Annotated in this window: 16 protein-coding genes and 1 pseudogene; 15 read left to right on the top strand and 2 right to left on the bottom strand. The window is 46.2% G+C overall.

Annotated features, from left to right (window positions below; all coding sequences use genetic code 11):
* Nucleotides 1-4 precede the first annotated feature (4 nt).
* From DB398_RS04300 to DB398_RS04235, 14 genes are all read left to right on the top strand, one after another.
* Nucleotides 5-1,258 carry a sensor histidine kinase gene (locus tag DB398_RS04300; protein ID WP_470295052.1) on the top strand — a complete coding sequence of 418 codons (1,254 nt, stop codon included), beginning with the start codon at nt 5-7 and terminating at the stop codon, nt 1,256-1,258.
* 76 nt (nt 1,259-1,334) lie between these two features.
* The gene (locus tag DB398_RS04295; RefSeq protein ID WP_108423157.1) at nt 1,335-3,752 is read left to right on the top strand and encodes a TonB-dependent receptor; all 2,418 of its coding nucleotides are present in this window, start codon (nt 1,335-1,337) and stop codon (nt 3,750-3,752) included.
* A gap of 97 nt (nt 3,753-3,849) precedes the next feature.
* The gene (locus DB398_RS04290) at nt 3,850-4,323 is read left to right on the top strand and encodes a PepSY-like domain-containing protein (RefSeq protein WP_108423156.1); all 474 of its coding nucleotides are present in this window, start codon (nt 3,850-3,852) and stop codon (nt 4,321-4,323) included.
* Between the two features lie 155 nt (nt 4,324-4,478).
* Nucleotides 4,479-4,997 (top strand): hypothetical protein, encoded by a 519-nt coding sequence (locus DB398_RS04285; protein ID WP_108423155.1) that lies wholly within the window; start codon nt 4,479-4,481, stop codon nt 4,995-4,997.
* Between the two features lie 73 nt (nt 4,998-5,070).
* Nucleotides 5,071-7,047 (top strand): LTA synthase family protein, encoded by a 1,977-nt coding sequence (locus DB398_RS04280; RefSeq protein WP_108423154.1) that lies wholly within the window; start codon nt 5,071-5,073, stop codon nt 7,045-7,047.
* Nucleotides 7,047-7,949 carry a diacylglycerol/lipid kinase family protein gene (locus DB398_RS04275; RefSeq protein ID WP_108423153.1) on the top strand — a complete coding sequence of 301 codons (903 nt, stop codon included), beginning with the start codon at nt 7,047-7,049 and terminating at the stop codon, nt 7,947-7,949. Before DB398_RS04280 ends, DB398_RS04275 begins: the two co-directional genes overlap by 1 nt.
* Before the next feature lie 113 nt (nt 7,950-8,062).
* Complete coding sequence (locus DB398_RS04270; RefSeq protein ID WP_108423234.1) at nt 8,063-8,638, top strand: phosphatase PAP2 family protein; 576 nt, start codon at nt 8,063-8,065, stop codon at nt 8,636-8,638.
* Between the two features lie 47 nt (nt 8,639-8,685).
* A complete protein-coding gene (locus DB398_RS04265) occupies nt 8,686-9,321 on the top strand; it encodes an HD domain-containing protein (RefSeq protein ID WP_108423152.1) in 636 nt (211 codons plus the stop codon).
* 12 nt (nt 9,322-9,333) lie between these two features.
* Nucleotides 9,334-9,906 carry a phosphatase PAP2 family protein gene (locus tag DB398_RS04260; protein ID WP_108423151.1) on the top strand — a complete coding sequence of 191 codons (573 nt, stop codon included), beginning with the start codon at nt 9,334-9,336 and terminating at the stop codon, nt 9,904-9,906.
* 96 nt (nt 9,907-10,002) lie between these two features.
* Nucleotides 10,003-11,280, top strand: a complete 1,278-nt coding sequence (locus DB398_RS04255; RefSeq protein ID WP_159076308.1) for a TolC family protein — start codon at nt 10,003-10,005, stop codon at nt 11,278-11,280.
* Between the two features lies 1 nt (nt 11,281).
* A complete protein-coding gene (locus DB398_RS04250) occupies nt 11,282-12,199 on the top strand; it encodes an efflux RND transporter periplasmic adaptor subunit (RefSeq protein ID WP_159076307.1) in 918 nt (305 codons plus the stop codon).
* Nucleotides 12,199-15,198, top strand: a complete 3,000-nt coding sequence (locus tag DB398_RS04245) for an efflux RND transporter permease subunit (protein ID WP_108423148.1) — start codon at nt 12,199-12,201, stop codon at nt 15,196-15,198. Before DB398_RS04250 ends, DB398_RS04245 begins: the two co-directional genes overlap by 1 nt.
* A gap of 20 nt (nt 15,199-15,218) precedes the next feature.
* Nucleotides 15,219-15,695 (top strand): patatin-like phospholipase family protein, encoded by a 477-nt coding sequence (locus tag DB398_RS04240; protein ID WP_159076306.1) that lies wholly within the window; start codon nt 15,219-15,221, stop codon nt 15,693-15,695.
* 6 nt (nt 15,696-15,701) lie between these two features.
* Entirely contained in the window at nt 15,702-15,983 is a 282-nt protein-coding gene (locus DB398_RS04235) for a hypothetical protein (protein ID WP_108423146.1), read from the top strand.
* Between the two features lie 3 nt (nt 15,984-15,986).
* Here the strand turns inward: DB398_RS04235 and DB398_RS04230 are convergent, their stop codons facing one another.
* Nucleotides 15,987-16,379 (bottom strand): DUF1003 domain-containing protein, encoded by a 393-nt coding sequence (locus DB398_RS04230; RefSeq protein ID WP_108423145.1) that lies wholly within the window; start codon nt 16,377-16,379, stop codon nt 15,987-15,989.
* The gene (locus DB398_RS04225; protein ID WP_234416048.1) at nt 16,379-17,122 is read right to left on the bottom strand and encodes a mechanosensitive ion channel family protein; all 744 of its coding nucleotides are present in this window, start codon (nt 17,120-17,122) and stop codon (nt 16,379-16,381) included. The genes DB398_RS04230 and DB398_RS04225 overlap by 1 nt, the downstream gene beginning before the upstream one ends.
* A 542-nt stretch (nt 17,123-17,664) precedes the next feature.
* On the opposite strand from DB398_RS04225, the pseudogene DB398_RS04220 reads away from it, so the two are divergent.
* A pseudogene (locus DB398_RS04220) lies at nt 17,665-19,004 on the top strand (IS3 family transposase).
* The last annotated feature ends 33 nt before the right edge of the window (nt 19,005-19,037 follow it).

Genomic DNA, 19,037 nt, shown 5'->3' with positions numbered 1-19,037 from the left:
TACCTTGAAAAAAATACGATTGATCCGAAAGACCTCCAAAACTTTTTTGGGGATCAGTGCCCTGTTGATGTTGGTCAGTACGGTGGCCCTTTATTTTTATTTGAGGAACCTGCTCCAGTCTGAAGTGGAGGAAGAGCTCCGTTCGACAGAGGCACGGATCGAAAGTTCCCTGATCGAAAATCCGGAGCCTTTTCAATTGTCCCCGGTCGTCGAGATCCAAACGGTATCCCGGTTGGGCAAGGAGGTGCTAAAGGATACCATCATCTATGATCCCTCTCAAGATGAAATGGAGGAGTTCAGGGAACTGTCCACCTTCTCCGCCATCAATGGTGAAAATTATAGGATCACGGTTCGCGCACTCGTGGTGGAATCGGAGAACATCCTGATCGCCGTGGTCATTTCCTATTTGGTGATCATTCTTTTAGTGTTCCTGTTCCTGTTTTATGTGAATCGTTCGAGGAACCAAAAACTGTGGACCCCTTTTTTCCACAACCTGGAGCAAATGAAACGGTTTTCGCTTAGCTCCGATGCTCCCATCGCCCTGATGGACAGTGAAATTCTGGAGTTCTCTGAATTGAATACAGAGATCAAGCTCTTGACTAATAAGGTCCGTTCGGATTATCGGAACCTGAAACAATATACGGAGGATGTATCCCATGAGATGCAGACCCCTTTGGCCATTATTCAGGCGAAGATTGAGAATGTGATCAATATGGAGGAACCATTGGACGACCAGCAGTTCGAACAACTCACCTCCATCCAAAGGGATATACAACGACTCTCCCAAATGACCAAGCGCTTGACCTTGTTGACCAAGATCGAGAACAACCAGTTCGCCAACGTCGAGCAATTGGATATCACGAGGCTCATGGCGGAAACGGTCCAGGACTTTTGTGAGATTTCCAACAATGCGATCAAGGTCGATTTCGAGCATCCCATTAAGGTGGACATGGATCCCTATCTCGCATCGGTGCTCTGTAACAATTTGGTCTCCAATGCCATCAAATACAATATTGCCCAACAAGATATTGTCGTGGGCTCGACGGTGGATGATATTTCCATTTCAAATGCGGGTACAACACCCCTGAAACACCCCGACAGTCTTTATAACCGATTTTATAGGGAGTCCGATGGGGTCAAGGCAACTGGGCTCGGCCTGGCCATTGTAAAACGGATCTGTGACCTTTATGGTTTTGGGATCGATTATCGATTTTCAGGGGACAGGCATATGTTCACCATCCATTTTGGGAAGAAATAAATCAGGGAAAATGTAAAACTTTAAATTCCCTTAAGGTTTCGATCCTAGATTTGGCATTTAACTTAAAACGTTTTCCATGCGAAGCATATATGCCCTGTTATTTTCCTTTATCTTTTCTTGCCCCTTGTTTTCCCAAGAGACCATTACCATTTCCGGTCAGATCTTGGATGCCGAATCCAAGGAACCCTTGGCCTTTGCCAATGTGGCCGTACACGAATTGGATACCAATGCCCTGGTGACCGGGGCGATCAGTGATGAACAGGGGAGGTTTACCATCGATGGCGTGGTATTGGGGGAATATGCACTCTATTTTTCCTTTATCGGATTTGCCACCTCGGAGCGGACCGTAGTAGCAGGGGGATTGAACAACGTGTTCGACCTAGGTAAAGTGGAATTGCTGCCCAGTGCCCAAAGTTTGGGAGAAGTGGAGGTAGTGGGCCAACAGGCCACCACCAATGCCGATCTCAACACAAAGACCTTTAACCTTGAGGATAATATAGCCCAATCAGGAGGGTCGGTCATGGATGCCATGAAAACCCTGCCAGGGGTCACCTTTGACCAAGAGGGGAAGGTCGTCCTCAGGGGCAGTGACAAGGTGGTGGTCCTTATCGATGGGAAACAGAGCAGCCTTACGGGGTTTGGGAACCAAAAAGGGCTGGCAAATATCCCCGCGTCCAACATTGAAAAGATCGAGATCATCAACAACCCTTCGGCAAAATATGATGCCAATGGGTTTGCGGGTATCGTGAACATTATCTATAAAAAGGAACGACAGGCCGGGCTCAACGGGGACGTGGGGTTATCGTTTGGTCTCGGTGCCCTGGGCAAACGACGGGCCGATACCCCAACGGATCTGGGCAGCTACTCGGTCAATCCCAAATTGATCCCGAGCCTCAATCTCAACTATAAAAAAGGAAAACTGAATTATTTCCTGCAATCGGAATTTATTCTTCAGGAAGCCCTACCGAACAATGAATTCACCACGAGGAATTATGATGACGGCCGTAATATACTTTCCCAGGTGCCCGAAAACCGGAGACAGTTTCGATCCATCATCAACGGAGGGGTCGATTATGATTTGGATGACCACAACAGTTTAACCTTTTCCGGTCTATATGATCGCGAAAAACATATTGATACCGCCCAAGTGGCCTTTATGGATATGGATGCCAACCAACGGAACCGATTTTATAGTTGGCAGGAAGAGGAGGTCACCCGTTTCATCAACGCCACGGTGAACTATAGGCATTCCTTTGCACAACCGGGACATACCCTCAGTGCCAGCGCCCAATATACCCAGGGGTTGGAGGATGAGACCTATTCCCTGAACGATAGTTCTGCGGTGCGCATCGGTACGGACAAAACCAATATCAGGGCAATTGAGAACACCACCAGTATATCCACGGACTATGTGAGGCCTTTACGGTCGGGCCGGATGGAACTGGGGGCCAAACTGCGGATAAGACGATTGCCCGTGGACTATACCATCACACCGGGGAACCAGTCCATCATCTATCCCGGTCTGGGCAGTTTTTCGGATTGGGGGGAGAACCTTTATGCCGGGTACGCCAACTATGTCCTTGAAAAGGAAACGTTCGATATCGAGACGGGGCTCCGTGCCGAACAGACCGATGTTTTCTACGACCTGGACCCAGTCAATAGTTATTATCCCAATAATGACAAATACGATTATTTCGAACTGTTCCCCAGTGCACGGTTTACCTATAAATTGGGGGGGCACAACAAATTGTCGGTTTTCTACAACCGCAGGATCGACCGTCCGGGGGAACCGGAACTCCGAATTTTTCCAAAGTACGACGATCCCGAACTGCTCAAAGTGGGCAATCCCTATTTGCGGCCACAGTTCACCAATGCCCTTGAGTTGGCCCATAAATATAGCTGGTCCACAGGATCCATTTTTACGGCAGTGTACCACAGGATGATCAAGGACCAGTATATGAGGGTCTACAGCATCGATGCTTCCAATCCGGACTATGACATAGTCAACCGCATTTACCAGAACACGGGAAGTGCCACCAACACAGGGGTCGAGCTGTTGTTGGCCCAGGATATTTCCGACAAGGTAAAGGTATCGGGTACTTTTAATTGGTACTCAAATGCCATTGATGCCTATCAGGGAACTTTGCTATTCCCCTACGAAAGGACTTTTACGGTGGAGCAATCCACAGCGGATGCCTGGAATGCCAAGTTGAATGCGGAGTTTTTGTTGGAACATGATCTGGCCATCCAATTGACAGGGATCTATTATTCGGACAAGAATATTCCACAAGGCAAGGAACTCTCAAGATCTTCAGTGGACCTAGGCCTCAAAAAGAGTTTTTGGGACAAAAAGGCGGAACTGATCTTCTCCGCCACCGATATCTTCAATCGGTTCGGAATCCGCCAAGAAGTAACGGACCAAGGATTTACGGCCCTGTACCAAAACTATTTCGAGACCCAGATTTTCAGATTGGGACTTCGGTATAAGATATAGGGAGGTAAATGAATGGCGATGGGGCCATCTTTAGATTTGCTTTAAACCAACTTTAGAATTGGATTGTAGTTTTAAGTCAGATATAAAAATTGGAACCATGAAGAACAAAAAAATTATTATCGGATTACCCCTCGCTGCCCTTTTGGGACTTGCACTCTTTGCCTTTGCAAGTAACCGTTCCGTGCCCCTTCGGGTAAAGGCAGCCTTTGTCAAAAAGTTTCCCCAAGTGAAGAAAGTGAAATGGGACAAGGAATTGGATGCTGAATGGGAAGCTGAATTCAAAATGGACGGTATGGAATATTCAGCGAATTTCCTGGAAGATGGGACTTGGAAGGAGACGGAACATGAAATTGAACAAAAGGATATTCCAGACGCCGTCAGGGCTACCTTGGACAATGAGTTGCCCGGGTATGAAATCGAAGAGGCGGAAATTTCCGAGACCGTTGATGGCCTGACCTATGAAATTGAAGTGGAAAAAGACGAACAAGAACTGGAAGTAAGTATCGATGTCCATGGAAAATTGATCCATAAACAGGTCGTCGATGAAGAAGGGGAAAAGGATAAAGACTAAAGTTTAGGTTTGAGTTTGAGTTGGTTTTTGATGGAGGTCGGGAGTTCATGCTTCCCGACCTTTTTCAACTAGTGGAATCCCATGGGTACTGTGGGTTTTCCTAAAATACCTTGAAGACCATGGAGTGGAAGATTCAATTTTATAAAATGTAAGGAATGAGGATTTTATGGATTACAGGGGCAAGAGGTAAGCGTTGGCTTGACCAAGTGAATTTGAGTTCGGGAAGGCTTCTGGGATGTTTGCTGCTGCTGGCAGTGGCCTGTACCAGAAAAGTACCTGATACCATCGATAGGGCCTTTACCTCCAAGTTCTTGAATGCAAGGGATGTCAAATGGCGTTATACTCCTGATGGCCATTGGCAGGTAAATTTTTATATGGAAAAATTCGACTATATGAGTGCGAGCTATACTTTGGATGGCCTGTTGGAATATTTTGAGCTGGAGCTGCATTGGGAAGAAGTTCCCAAGCAGCTGATGGATAGGGTCAAAAACGCCTATCCTGAAGGTGACGTATATGAGGTCTATGAGCGGAACCGGGGAAATTCGGCAGAGTACATCTTTGAACTTGTGGACCACGGAAGCCTTTTTGGGGTCGATTTTTTTGAGGATGGCCAAAGCCAGATCATTCCCTTCGATGACTATCGCTTTACTTCTAGGATTTTGGTAGGGGATTAACCTAAAATTTACAAAGGGGTAACTTTAAATTTCCTTAAGAATTGGATCCTACCTTCGATTTTCAAAAAGTACCATGTTGACCAAAATCTTTCCGGCCCGGTATGCATTGTTGAGGGCTTTCGTTCTTATTTTTTTGTCCATTTCCCTTGTGGTTCGGGGCATATTGTTGGTTTGGGACTTTCAGGAGACCGATTCCGGTCCCTTGTCCCTTGTTTGGACGTTTGTGGTCGGTTTTGTGTTTGACTTGGCGACACTATCCTTTTTTGTGATCCCCTATCTGGTCTATCTTGTGTTGGTGCCCTCCAAATGGTCCGGTTCCCTCTTGGATCGCGTCCTGACCTTCTTTGGGTTCTTTTTGGGCATCTTTATCCTATATTTTTCGTTTCTGGGGGAATTTACCTTTTGGGATGAGTTCCATAGAAGGTACAATTTTATAGCAGTGGATTATTTGATCTATACCTATGAGGTCGTGCAGAACATCAATGAATCCTATCCCTTGCCCTTGCTGATCGGGACCCTTCTGGGACTGGTGGCGGTGACCTTTTGGTTGTTGTTCAGGTTTGGGGTCTTTCAAAGGACCTTTTCCACCGGCACCCATTTCGCACAACGGTCCTTATCCGCTGTACCATGGTTGGTTGTCTTGGTGCTCTCGGTATTTTTATTGACCAATGAACAGGCGGAATGGTCAAGCAATCGCTATAACAACGAAATTTCCAAAGCGGGTATCTATTCCTTTTTTGCGGCCTTTCGGAACAATGAACTTTCGTTCCCGGATTTCTATATGACCGTTGAAGATAAAGAGGCCTTTGCCCGTGTGAAAAGTGAACTGGCCATGGAGGGGACAACTTTTGTGCACCCTGATGCGGATGAAATCCTTCGGACCGTAACACCCACGGACAGTATTGTGTTGGACGTCAGGCCCAATGTGGTCTTTATCTGTGTGGAAAGCCTTAGTGGAAAGTTCCTGAAATCGTTCGGGAACGAACTGGATCTGACCCCAAATCTGGATTCCTTGGCAGGGGAAAGCCTCTTCTTTACCCAACTGTATGCCACGGGTACACGCACCGTAAGGGGCATGGAGGCCATCACCTTGAGCATTCCCCCTACACCGGGGAGAAGTATTGTCAAACGGGTGGACAATGCAGGGTTGTTCACCATCGGGGAGGTGTTCGAACAAAAAGGGTATGAACGGAACTTTTTCTATGGAGGGGACGGTTATTTTGATAATATGAACTCCTTTTTTGGGGGCAATGGTTTCAACATTGTGGACCGTGGCCGTGGATTTTTAATGGATAAGAGCATCCTGACCAAAAGGACCAATATCGATGATGACGAGGTCACCTTTGAAAATGCATGGGGTGTTTGTGACGAGGACATCTACAACAAAGTTTTGAAAGAAGCGGACCGGGCCTACGGTGCAGGGCAGCCTTTTTTTGATTTTGTGATGACCACTTCCAATCACAAACCCTATACCTACCCTGAAGGGAAAATAGACATTCCCTCCGGTACGGGACGGAACGGGGCGGTAAAATATACGGATTATGCCATCGGGGAGTTCCTGCGAAAGGCCAAGGGGAAACCATGGTTCGCCAATACGGTCTTTGTGATCATGGCCGATCATTGTGCCAGTAGTGCCGGCCGGTGGGAATTGGATGTGCAGAATTACCAGATACCCGCATTGATCTATAACCTGCCTCTAAAAAATACAGGAAAGATCAATAACCTTTGCTCACAGATCGATATGTTTCCGACCCTGTTCGGCTTATTGGGTTGGGACTATACCTCCAACCTTTTTGGAAAGGATGTATTACAGATGACACCAGAAGAAGAAAGGGCCTTCATCGGTAACTACAGAAAGTTGGGGTTGTTGAAAGGGAACCAGGTCATGGTGCTTGGAGATCAAAAGAATGCCAATTTCTATGATTGGGATCCTTCCGACAACAGTCTGAAAAGTATCCCCACGGACCGGGCTTTTCTCGATGAGGCCATTTCGTGGTACCAGGTGGCTGATTTCCTCTATTCCAACGGAGGACTTAAACTTCGGGATTGATGGGGCATCAGAGAATACATTTTATTGTCAATCCCATTGCGGGCAAGGGGGAAAGGGTGCTCAATGAGGCCTATTTAGATCAGTTTTTTATCAAGAGCTTTCATCGGCTGACCGTAAAATATTCCCAATACAAGACCCACGCCACCAGTCTGACCAAGGAATCGATAGCTGAGAGGGCGGATATCATCGTGGCCTGTGGGGGGGATGGTACCATAAATGAAGTGGCCTCCTGTCTCGTGGGTACCGGCATCCCCTTGGGCATCATCCCGTTTGGCTCCGGAAATGGCTTGGCCTCCAACCTCCATATCCCCAAAAAACTGCGTGAGGCCCTAGGACTTTTGCGGAATGCACATACTATCCGCATTGATGCTGGTCGGATGAACGATTGCTATTTTTTCAGTAACACCGGGGTAGGTTTTGATGCCAGTGTCATCAAGAATTATGAATCTTCCAATAGGCGCACTTTATCCGGATATCTGGGGGCATGTATGACTTCCTTCAAGGAATTGAAGAAACCTCAGGAAATCGGGATCAAGGTCAATGGGAAGCAATGGAGGACAAACCCCTTTCTGGTGTTTGTTTCCAATACCAATGTGATGGGGTATCACCTGAGCCTTACGCCACAGGCATCTTTACAGGATGGGCTTTTGGATGTATTGGTCATTACCAAGATCAACAGGTTCAAAATGTTGGTATTGGGTGTTCTGCTCTTGATGAACAAGCCGCATTTGCTCAAGGAAGCAACACATTTTCAAACCACAGGCCTTGATCTATCAGGACTGCCTGGTGCCCATTTCGATTCCCAGATAGATGGGGAGTTCCATCCCATGGAGGACAATACGATTTCCATCGGTATTGAAAAGAAAGCCTTGACCGTAATTGTGCCCAGACCAAAAGGATGATGGATAGTACTTCGGGCGCAACTTAAAATTGTCTTTAGATTTCAGTACTACTTTGGTTCCATAATGTTAGGGGAGGATCTTTGATGCCAATCCCACAAACGAATTATACCATCATGGAAGTACGGTTTTTTGGAGCCACTGGAATCAAGAAAAACATATCGACCTTTGGGTTGTTTCTGCTTTTGGCCTGTACGGTTTGGGACACCCATGCCCAGGACAAGACACTACAAACTGCAGGGGACGTATTGCTGGTTTCCCTGCCTGTGGCCAGTCTTACCGGGACATTGCTCATCGGGGACCAGGAGGGAAGTTGGCAGTTTGCCAAAGGGTTTGCATTGAACCAGGCCGTGACCCTTGGGATGAAATACGCCATCAACAAACCAAGGCCCTATGATAATGGGTACCGTGCCTTTCCATCGGCCCATACCTCCACGACCTTTCAAAGTGCTGCCTTTTTACAAAAACGTTACGGTTGGAAATTCGGGGCGCCTGCCTATGCCTTGGCGGCATTTACGGGCTATAGCCGTATCCAGGCCCACAAACACGATGGTTGGGATGTCCTTGCGGGAGCGGTGGTGGGCATCGGGAGTTCCTATCTGTTCACAAGGCCCTATAAGGAAGATCGCATGGAACTCACTTTTTCAAGCGATGGACAAGGGGTCGTCATTGGATTTAATTATACCTTTTAAATGATGTGGACTTCGTATAAAACCAAAGTAAAACCTTGGAAGAAGGGATGAAACATCAGGATCGAACCCATAACTCAGGAGATATCCTTTCCTTGGCCAGGCAATTCTGCGTGTCATTCTTGAAAGGAGGCCGATGTGGGTCCCTACCGTTCCACAATGCGCAACATACCTTGGAAGTGTTTGACCATGTCCGGGTGATCGGGAGGGACGAAGGGCTGTCGGAAAAGGCATTGGAGCCGGCGCTATTGGCGGCCTTGTTCCATGATGTGGGAAATGCATCCGGTTTTGAGGGGCATGAGGCCCAAAGCAATGCCATGGCAACAAAGTTCCTGGAACCATGGAAGTATCCAAAAGAAACATTACAAACGGTACAGGCCTGTATCATGGCCACTAGAATGCCACAATCCCCCGATACCTTATTGGAAAAGATCCTTTGTGACGCTGATCTATTCCATTTGGGAACTGCATCCTTTTTTTCAAAGAACGCGTTGTTACGGGAAGAGTGGCAGCATTTTCATGGGTGGTCCTATACCGAACGCGATTGGGTCTTGCTCAATATTTCCTTCTTGGAGGAACACCGGTATTTCACTGCCTTTGGACAAAGGGAGCTTGAACCAGTAAAACAGCAACACCTGGCCACTTTACGGGGCCGACTTGATACGGAAATTATAAATGAACCATAAAATTGATACGTCATGGTAAAGTATGCCATTTTATTGTGTTTTTTGTTGGCCCTGAACAGCATGCAGGGGCAACAATCGGAAGCTGCAGAAGAGATTGCAATGGAAACTTCCATTGAAAAGATCGGGGATTATGCACAATTCGCCCCAACGGCCTTCTCGTTGATCACCGTTTTGGCCAAAGGGGACAAGGAAGGGTTTTGGCAATTGGGAAAATCGGCAACCGCCAATTTGACGGCCACATGGATCTTGAAATATGCCATCAACAAACCAAGGCCGGAAGGTAGGCTCGATGGTCATGCTTTTCCGTCCGGGCATACTTCATTTGCTTTTCAGGGTGCTTCCTTTTTACAACGGAGGTACGGTTGGAAATATGGAATCCCTGCCTATGCCGTAGCTGCCTACGTGGCCTATAGTAGGATCGAGGGGGTGAACGATAGGCACGATGGATGGGATATTTTGGGCGGGGCCTTGACTGGAATTGCCTCGACCTATCTGTTCACCACCCCCTACATGAAGGAACATTTTGATGTGAGCTTCCAAAGTGGGGACGGTTCATATGCCCTTGGGGTGGTCTATAAGTTCTAAAAGGGCAAGCATCTTGAATCGGGGTTTTTGCGATGTGGTGTTGTCCATGGATTTTGAAATAGAATGATATATTTGAAAAACAGTAATGGTTTGATTATGAGGTATTTTGTGTGTATGGTGTTTTTGTTCGGATTGGTACATCACAGCTGTGCACAGGAAAGATCCCTTGGATTCTTTGTGACCAAAGCCGAGGAAAATGCCCCGGGGCTTTTGGAAAATGCCAACCTTCAAAAGGTAGGGGAACTACAGAACGAAATCATCAGGGCCCAGAACAATGCCTTTCAGATCAATGCCACCTCCGAAGTTTTGGTGGCTCCTTATTTCAACAGTAACGACAAGTTTTTGGATGTGACCACAAACCCTTCCGTCAATGCACTGGGGTATGATGTGGGCATTACCAATGGGGGACTCTATTCCGCCCAAGTGAACATTACCAAAAACATTTTCAATAAGACGATTGTGGACAATCTGTTGCTCCAAAACCAATTGTCCAATGCATCCCTGGCCTTGGGACAGGAGGAAATGACCAGAAATCTGGTCAAGAACATCACGGACCTCTATATCTTCACTTACCAATTGCAACTCCAAAAGGATTTTACCCTTGGTATCATTAAAGATCTCAATAATCGGTTAAAGGTCATGGAGTTATTGGTAAAGCGGGGCATTTTGGCCGAAAGTGACTATTTGGCCATCCAATCGGATATAGGGACGAAACAATTGGAATTGGATCAGATCGATATCAACTTCAAGAACCTCTATACCCAAATGGGTAACTTGTCAGGGATGACCCTTTCAAACTTCGACCCCTTGTCCGAACCCCAAATAGAAACAACGTCCCAAAAGGATACCCTGCTCTTCGAAAAAAGATTTGCCCTGGATAGCCTTCAGATGTCCGCCGATCAAAATGTATTTGAGAACCAATATCGGCCACAGGTTTCAGTGTATGGCAACTCTGGATTGAATGCAGTGGACCTGAACAACCTTCAACGCAGGTTCGGACTCAGTGCAGGCCTCCGGTTGACCATACCGATTTATGATGGCCACCAGAAAAAATACAACGAGCTTCAAAATAAACTGAAATTGGACAATCTGGATTATTATAAGAAGTACAATGAGACCCAGGCCCAAAATACCCTTGAAAGCCTTCAGATGCAGATGGAGGGACAAACGGCATATTTAAAACAGATGGAACAACAACTGCAACTGCAGTCGAACATCCTGGAAATCTATAAACAAAAAATGGTTCAGGGACTTGCTTCCGTAATCGATTATTTGAACCTGGTCCAAACCTATAAATTGACGGCCTATGCCAAACTGCAGGCCCAGACCAACCTCTGGTTGTTGCGAAACCAATATAACTATACAAACTGGTGATATGATGAAAAAGTTATGGTACACCTTTCTTTACATATGGGTCTTGACCTCCGCGGGTTCCTGTAAAAGTGACCCCCAAACCACAACCACATCGGAAGTGCCCATTCAGGTAAAGACCGCTGCGGTTCAACAAGGTGACATCAAGGAATATATTACCTTCAATGGAGTGACCCTGTACCAGAAAAAGGAGAATGTGCGTTCCAATGTTACGGGATATGTCTCTTGGTTGCCCCATAAATTGGGGTCCCATATCCGTGCTGGACAAACCTTTGCCACGGTCAGGACCAAGGAACAGGATGCGCTGGCCGAAGCCGTAAGGATAGATAGTACCTTGGCCAAGCTTTCAGGGCCTATTTCAGTCATTAGCAATGGTACTGGGGTCATAGCCCAACTCAATGTGCAGCGTAATGATTATGTGGCGGAAGGGGATGTGCTGGCCATAATTTCAGAACCAAGGTCCCTCGTGGTCCAAGTCAACGTGCCCTATGAATATGGGGACCATATCGATATCGGGACCCTTTGCGAGATCATGTTGCAGAACGGAACGGTCATACAGGCCAAAATATCGGCCATCCTTCCAGTGATCGACCCTGTTCCCCAATCCCAACAATTTTTGATCGAACTCCCCGACCAAGAACTTCCCGAAAACCTGAACGTGCAGGTCAAGACGGTCTACAAGGAAAAAAAGAATGCCATGGCCGTGCCACACTCCGCCCTACAATCCAATGAATTGTTGACCGATTTTTGGGTCATGAAGGTCTTGGGTGACACCCTGGCGGTCAGACAAGATGTCGAGACGGGCCTCAAAAACGATTCTTTGATCGAGGTGATGTCAAAAAACCTGGGAATCCATGACAAGGTGGTGACCGAGGGCAGTTATCAAATGCAGGATTCCACCAAAGTCAGTATCGAAAAATAATGAAGCTTTCCTACTCCAAATACAAATACCCGCTTTTGGCCATAGCCCTGATGTTATTGATCGGGGGTGTTTTTTCCTATAGGGGACTGAAGACGGGATTGTTTCCCGATATCACCTTTCCGAAGATCAAAGTGATCGCGGATGCGGGTCAGCAACCTGTGGACAAAATGATGACCACGGTGACCATCCCCTTGGAAAATATCATCCGAAGAACGGAAGGGTTGCAATATATCCGTAGTACCACCTCAAGGGGCAGTTGTGAGATTTCGGTCTTTTTGGATTGGAGTACCGATATCAATACGGCCAAATCGCAGATTGAATCCTTTATCAACCAGTCCCAAGTGGATATTTTGCCCAATACGACCACATCCGTAGAGAAAATGAACCCCTCCATTCTGCCGGTAATGGGGTATTCCCTGGAAGGGGAGGGGCTCTCCCAAGTGGATTTAAAAAAAATAGCGAAATATCAGATAAAGCCCTATTTGGCCGCCACGCCGGGTGTGTCTGACATTGCGGTGATAGGGGGCAAGGACAAGGAATACCAAATCGAGTTGAAACCGTATGTCATCCATACCCTTGGTATTTCGATTGCTACGGTTACCAGTGCCGTGGTCAATTCCAATATTTTGCAATCCAACGGATATGCATCCGATTACAATCGATTGTACCTTACCCTGACCGACAATGCCATCGATGATCTGGATGATCTTCGCAACCTGGTCATCATCAACTCCCCGAATCGTTTGATCCGGTTGAAGGATATTGCCGAGGTCAAAGTGACCGAGGCCAAATCCTATACCAAGATCTTGGCCAATGGTAAAAATGTTCCCCTGATCGCTGTCATCAAACAGCCCAATGCCAACCTTGTGGAGGTCAACAACACTATTGAAAAAAAGGTAAGGGAACTGGAGTCCATTCTCCCAAAGGGTGTAAAACTCTTACCCTATTACAAACAAGCGGATTTTGTCAATACCAGTATCAGCAGTATCAAGGATGTACTTTGGATAGGTCTGGTACTGGCCCTATTGGTGGTCATCCTGTTCCTACGGTCTTTTTCGGCCAGTATGGTGGTACTTTTTACCATTCCCCTTTCCCTTTCCTTGACCCTTATTGTTTTGGATGCCATTGGTTACACTTTCAATATCATGACCCTTGGTGCCATTGCTGCTGCCATCGGTTTGATGATAGACGATGTGGTCATCATCGTGGAACAGGTGCATAAGATAAAAGAGGAGCATCCGGACCAGAACGCTGCATGGTGGTCCAAGGAGGCCATTGCCCATTTATTTCCGGCCATGGTAGGGTCGTCCTTGAGCACATTGGTGATTTTTATTCCCTTTGTGCTGATGACAGGGGTGGCAGGGGCCTATTTCAAAGTGATGGCGTTTAGTATGATCATTGCGTTGGCCTGTTCCTTTTTGGTGACATGGCTTGTGGTTCCCGTACTTTCAATGCTGTTTGCCTCGAAAAAGAAAATCACGAAAAAACATCATACGAATACCCAATGGATCCATATGGTTCTGACCAGACCGATGATTGGAATTCTTTTTGCCCTAGGATGTTTGGTCATCATTTGGCTGGTTCCCTCGAAATTGGCGTCCGGATTTTTACCGGAAATGGATGAAGGCAGCATTGTTTTGGACTATTACAGTCCTGCGGGGACCACTTTGGAGGAGACCGATCGGATGCTACAGGTGGTCAACCGGATTTTGGACGAGCAACCGGAGGTGGAAGCCTATTCTGCACGCTTGGGTACACAAATGGGGTTTTTTATAACCGAACAGAACCGAGGGGATTATCTAATAAAACTAAAGGATAAACGGAAAAAGACCACCAGTGAGGTCTCCGATGAGATCAGGAGCCGAATTGAAGCGGCGGTGCCACCTCTGACGGTAGATTTTGGGCAAGTGATCGGTGATATGTTGGGGGATCTTATGAGTTCCGTACAACCTATCGAGATTAAGGTGTTCGGTGATGATATTGGCAAATTGGAGGATTTTTCCCGGCAGATCGCAACATTGGTGGAGCAGGTAAATGGTACGGCCGATGTGAGCGACGGAATCATTGTGGCAGGCCCCGAGGTGCTCATACAGCCCAACGTACCCATTTTGGCACAATTGGGATTGACCCCTGCCGATTTTCAAACGCAATTGGAAACCCAGATACAAGGGGTGGTCATCAGTAGTATCATTGAAAGGGAACAGGCCGTGAACATCCGGTTGGTGTTTCCCGGCACCAACACCAATTCGGTTTCGGATATCCAACAAATGACCCTGCAATTGCCCAGTGGGGATATCGTACCCTTACAAAAGGTGGCGAAAATCGAAATAGGGAAGGGTGTGGCAGAGATCAATCGGGAAAACCAAAAATCCATGGGGGTCATTACGGCTCGCTTGAACAACAGGGACCTGGGGTCGACCTTGACCGATATCCGAAGCAATCTGTCCACGAAGATCAGCCTTCCCCCAGGGTATCATATTGAATATGGAGGGGAATACCAACAACAACAACAGGCCTTTAAGGAATTGATGCTCATTTTGATTGCCGCGGTACTGTTGGTCTTTACCGTCATATTGTTTCTGTTCAGAAGGATCAAGATTGCTCTTGCCATCATATTCATTGCCATTTTAGGGGTTGCAGGTTGTCTGTTGAGTCTATTATTGACAGGAACACCTTTGAACGTAGGGAGTTACACTGGTATCATTATGATAGTTGGGATTATCGGGGAGAATGCCATTTTTACCTATCGACAGTACCAAGAATGTGATGTTTCGTTATCACATCTTCAAAAGATCGAATATTCCATAGCGCAACGATTGCGTCCCAAATTAATGACGGCCACTGCCGCAATCATGGCCTTGATCCCCTTGGCCCTGGGTATCGGAGCAGGGGCCCAGTTGCACCAGCCCTTGGCGATTGCTGTTATTGGGGGGTTGGTCTTTGCATTGCCATTGCTATTGGTGGTACTTCCAATTATACTTAAATTGTTGAAGGAGTAGAAACAATTTAAAAGATGCCATTGATTGGAATTGCTTTGTCAGGAGGAGGTGCAAGGGGAGCTGCCCATATAGGGGTCCTTCAGGCCCTGAATGAGCACGGAATATTTCCGGAAGATGTTTCCGGATCCAGTGCGGGAAGTATCATCGCGGCATTGTACTGTTTTGGATATACCCCGTTGGAGATTCTTGACCTTTCACACGAAAAGGAGTTTTTAAAGATCTTTAAATTGGGAATATTCAATAAGGGAGTTACCGAGCTTACTTTTTTGAAGAGATTTCTTGAAGCCCATATTCATATACCTGGGCACGAGAATCCTAGGAACAGACTTCATGTCTGTATGTCGAATATCAATTCAGGAAAGTTTGAAATAGCCTCAGAGGGTAGTTACATCGTTCCCTTGTTGGCATCATGCGCCTTACCATTACTGTTCAAACCAATTGTTCACAATGGATATACCTATGTCGATGGGGGTTTGTTGAATAATTTGCCCATTTAGCCCCTGATGGCCAGCTGTGATACTGTTATCGGTTCCAGTGTCTGTCCCCATGAAGAAAGGTATGATATCCAGGGAAGACGGAATGTTGGTTCCCGTTGTTTTCAATTGGCCATTTGGAATACTGTCTATCCCCGCCTCAAGGAATGCGATTTGGCCTTGGAAATTGAGGACAGCTATCGTTTCAATATGTTTGACATCAAGGAATCCAAAACACTTTTTGAAATCGGTTACGAGTCCACGTTGAAGAAAATGCCAAAGCTTATGGAAATCCTAGAAGAAAAAAAGTAGGGTTTACTTAGATGATTTTTCCGAAAGCATTTTTTTCAATTCCTTTATTTCCTGCATCAAAAGTGCTATTTCCTTTTCGGCCTTGATGTTGACGTTATAGTCGTTTTCAGCCCTGATCTCTGCTCTTTTGGCCTGAAGGTTTTGTCCTACCATCAACAAGGGCATCAGGAATATTTGGATCATATTGGAAATGAACAGCCAAAGCACAAAAGCGGGATAGGGATCAAACCGGAAGTTGACGGGTGCGAACATGTTCCATCCTAGCCAAAATATGGTCCATGCTAGGATAAGAATAAAAAAACCGATGGTCCCAATTCGATCCGTAATCCATATGGCGAAACGTTCCGATGGTTTTAAATTTTTTTTATAGACGTGGTTGGTGTTCTTGATTTCCATTAGATTTCATTTTTGTCCATGGTATTGGGGAATGTAACGGTTCTTTGGGGGAATGGGATTTCGATACCTGCATCATCAAACCTTATCTTGATACTCTGTAAAAGGTCGCATTGAAGGACAAAGGCATCGGCAGAATTGGCTGCCCACGCCCACACCCGCAGGTTCACAGATGAATCGTTAAGGGCCGTTACCCTGGCAATCACAGGAGGAACTTTGTTCTCCAAATCCTCCTTGTTTCTGGGATCGATATGCAGTGGGTGTTTCGCTACTTCTTCCTTCATAATATCCAAGGCTTTTTCAACATTTGAGGAATATCCTATGCCAATGTCAATCATTTTGCAACACTTGGTATCCCCCAAGTGGGCGTTGATGATCAAATCGGAACTTATCACTGAATTGGGGACAATGATTCTATTGTTCTCAAAATCACGAATCACCACTTGACGTAGGTTTATGTCTTCAACAATTCCAGTAAAACTTTCACGGATGGTAATCTTGTCATTCACGCGGAAAGGTTTAAAGATGACAATCAAGATGCCGCTCATGATATTGCTAAGCGCTTGTTGTGATGCAAGGCCTGCAATCAGGGAAACAACACCGGCACCTGCCAAAAGGGAATGACCGACAATTTTGAATTCAGGAATCTGTACCAAGGCACATGCAATGCCCACCACATAGATCAGTGCGGTAGAAATATGTTTGATAAAGAGAAACCCGGTCAAATCCTTGTGATGGTTCAGCAAGGATTTTTTGATAAAACGGTTTAGGAACCAGTTAAAGACTAAAGCAATTGTAATAGTGAGAAGTATGATAATTACAATCAACGTCAATGTCCTGAATTCTGTAAAAAGCGTTTTGATCATGTTATGCTTATTGCTCTAAAAGTGTTTTGGGAATAACCCTTTTATTTTTCACTATTCTTTTGTTCATTAAATCTAGGCAAATCTATTTGATTTTACATTTTGAAATTTTCTGTGTTTTCCTACAATAGGAATTTTTGATTTCTTAACTTGGAATAGTTTGAAACACATAAAGGTTGTGTTCAAAAGTTGTTTTTTGCTTTCCGTGTTCTTAACGGGAATATCTTTAGGATTTCAGTGGTAAAACAATGATTTTCAATAATATAAGATTTGGTCGATGATTCAGTCATCCCGACGAACCGCCATTTTTGCATGTTAATCTTCAACTAAAAGTGGACTGAACTTGGTCTAAAGATAAGTGATGGTTTTGTTATCTTCAAGGCTAGCCTTGAAGATGGATTCATTAACCATTTAAATCACTTAAAATGACAAAGAAGAAGAACACGGAATCAATCGTAAAGGACATCAAGAGAAAGACAAGGCGCAAGTTCTCCGCGGAGGAAAAGATCAGTATCGTACTGGAAGGGCTCAAGGGCGAGGAATCGGTATCCGGTATATGCAGGCGAGAGGGAATCGCCCCGGCACTGTACTACCGTTGGAGCAAGGACTTTTTGGAGGCTGGGAAGAAACGCTTGATGGGCGACACCTTGCGTGAGGCCAATACCGGTGAGATAAAGGAACTGTGTGGGGAGAACTCCCAACTCAAGGAAACGGTGGCGGAGCTTCTGCTCCAGAACCGTGTGCTCAAAAAAAGTACGAATGGCTTAGGGTAAAATGGAGGAAGTACATGCGATTTACCCAACAGGAGAAATATGAGATCATACGGCTCGTGGAGACATCCGAGATAGGCGTGAACAGGGCATTGAAGGAAATAGGCGTCAACAAGAGCACCTTCTACAACTGGTACGGCAAGTACCTCGAAGGGGGCTTTGACGGCCTAGCCCCTAGTCAAAGGGCCAGGAACACCTATTGGAACAGGATACCCGACAAAATCAGGTCGGAGGTCGTGGAGATGGCCTTGGACTTCCCGGAGGAATCCTGCCCTGGACTTGCCTGCCAGATGACCGATGAAAGGGAGTACTATATCTCGAAGAGCAGTGTCTACCACATATTGAAGTCCCGTGGACTGGTGACATGCCCTGCCTTTGATACCATGGCCGCCTCACAGGAGTACAGGGACAAGACCACAAGGGTCCACCAGATGTGGCAGACGGACTTCACCTATCTGAAGATCGTGGGATGGGGGTGGTACTATCTCTCGACCATCCTGGACGATTACAGCCGTTATATCGTCCATTGGGAACTCTGCCCCTCGATGAACGCGGGGGACGTGAAGAAAACAGTGGGAAGGTCACTGGAAAAAGTGTCGCTGCCCAAGGGGAAAACGCCAAGGCTCCTCTCCGACAACGGGCCCTGTTACATCAGTGGCGAACTGAAGGAGTTCATAACGGAAAGGGAGATGGAGCACATCCGGGGAAAGCCCAAACACCCACAGACACAGGGCAAGATAGAGCGTTACCACCGTTCGATGAAGAACATCATCAAACTGGACAACTATTATCTGCCTGGGGAACTCAAGGAAAGGTTGGAAGAGTTCGTGGACTATTACAACAACAGGAGATACCACGAATCATTGGACAACCTGACCCCTGCAACCGTATATTTTGGATTGGACAAGAAAATATTGGAAAACCGTAAATCGATAAAGAAAAGAACGATGCTCAAAAGAAGGAAAGAGCACCAAATTCAAAAGTTGAAACTATGACTTAACTTTGTACTGGGCCAGTTCAGATTCGTT

Source organism: Flagellimonas amoyensis, assembly GCF_003058265.1.
Lineage (GTDB): Bacteria > Bacteroidota > Bacteroidia > Flavobacteriales > Flavobacteriaceae > Flagellimonas > Flagellimonas amoyensis.
This window is presented reverse-complemented; position numbering and strand designations above follow the sequence as displayed.

Bases quoted from the DNA above. Each gene is read 5' to 3' on its own strand.
- DB398_RS04295 (WP_108423157.1), top strand. From the start codon at position 1,335: ATGCGAAGCATATATGCCCTGTTATTTTCCTTTATCTTTTCTTGCCCC.
- DB398_RS04290 (WP_108423156.1), top strand. From the start codon at position 3,850: ATGAAGAACAAAAAAATTATTATCGGATTACCCCTCGCTGCCCTTTTG.
- DB398_RS04285 (WP_108423155.1), top strand. From the start codon at position 4,479: ATGAGGATTTTATGGATTACAGGGGCAAGAGGTAAGCGTTGGCTTGAC.
- DB398_RS04280 (WP_108423154.1), top strand. From the start codon at position 5,071: ATGTTGACCAAAATCTTTCCGGCCCGGTATGCATTGTTGAGGGCTTTC.
- DB398_RS04275 (WP_108423153.1), top strand. From the start codon at position 7,047: ATGGGGCATCAGAGAATACATTTTATTGTCAATCCCATTGCGGGCAAG.
- DB398_RS04270 (WP_108423234.1), top strand. From the start codon at position 8,063: ATGGAAGTACGGTTTTTTGGAGCCACTGGAATCAAGAAAAACATATCG.
- DB398_RS04265 (WP_108423152.1), top strand. From the start codon at position 8,686: ATGAAACATCAGGATCGAACCCATAACTCAGGAGATATCCTTTCCTTG.
- DB398_RS04260 (WP_108423151.1), top strand. From the start codon at position 9,334: ATGGTAAAGTATGCCATTTTATTGTGTTTTTTGTTGGCCCTGAACAGC.
- DB398_RS04255 (WP_159076308.1), top strand. From the start codon at position 10,003: ATGAGGTATTTTGTGTGTATGGTGTTTTTGTTCGGATTGGTACATCAC.
- DB398_RS04250 (WP_159076307.1), top strand. From the start codon at position 11,282: ATGATGAAAAAGTTATGGTACACCTTTCTTTACATATGGGTCTTGACC.
- DB398_RS04245 (WP_108423148.1), top strand. From the start codon at position 12,199: ATGAAGCTTTCCTACTCCAAATACAAATACCCGCTTTTGGCCATAGCC.
- DB398_RS04235 (WP_108423146.1), top strand. From the start codon at position 15,702: ATGGCCAGCTGTGATACTGTTATCGGTTCCAGTGTCTGTCCCCATGAA.
- DB398_RS04230 (WP_108423145.1), bottom strand. From the start codon at position 16,379: ATGGAAATCAAGAACACCAACCACGTCTATAAAAAAAATTTAAAACCA.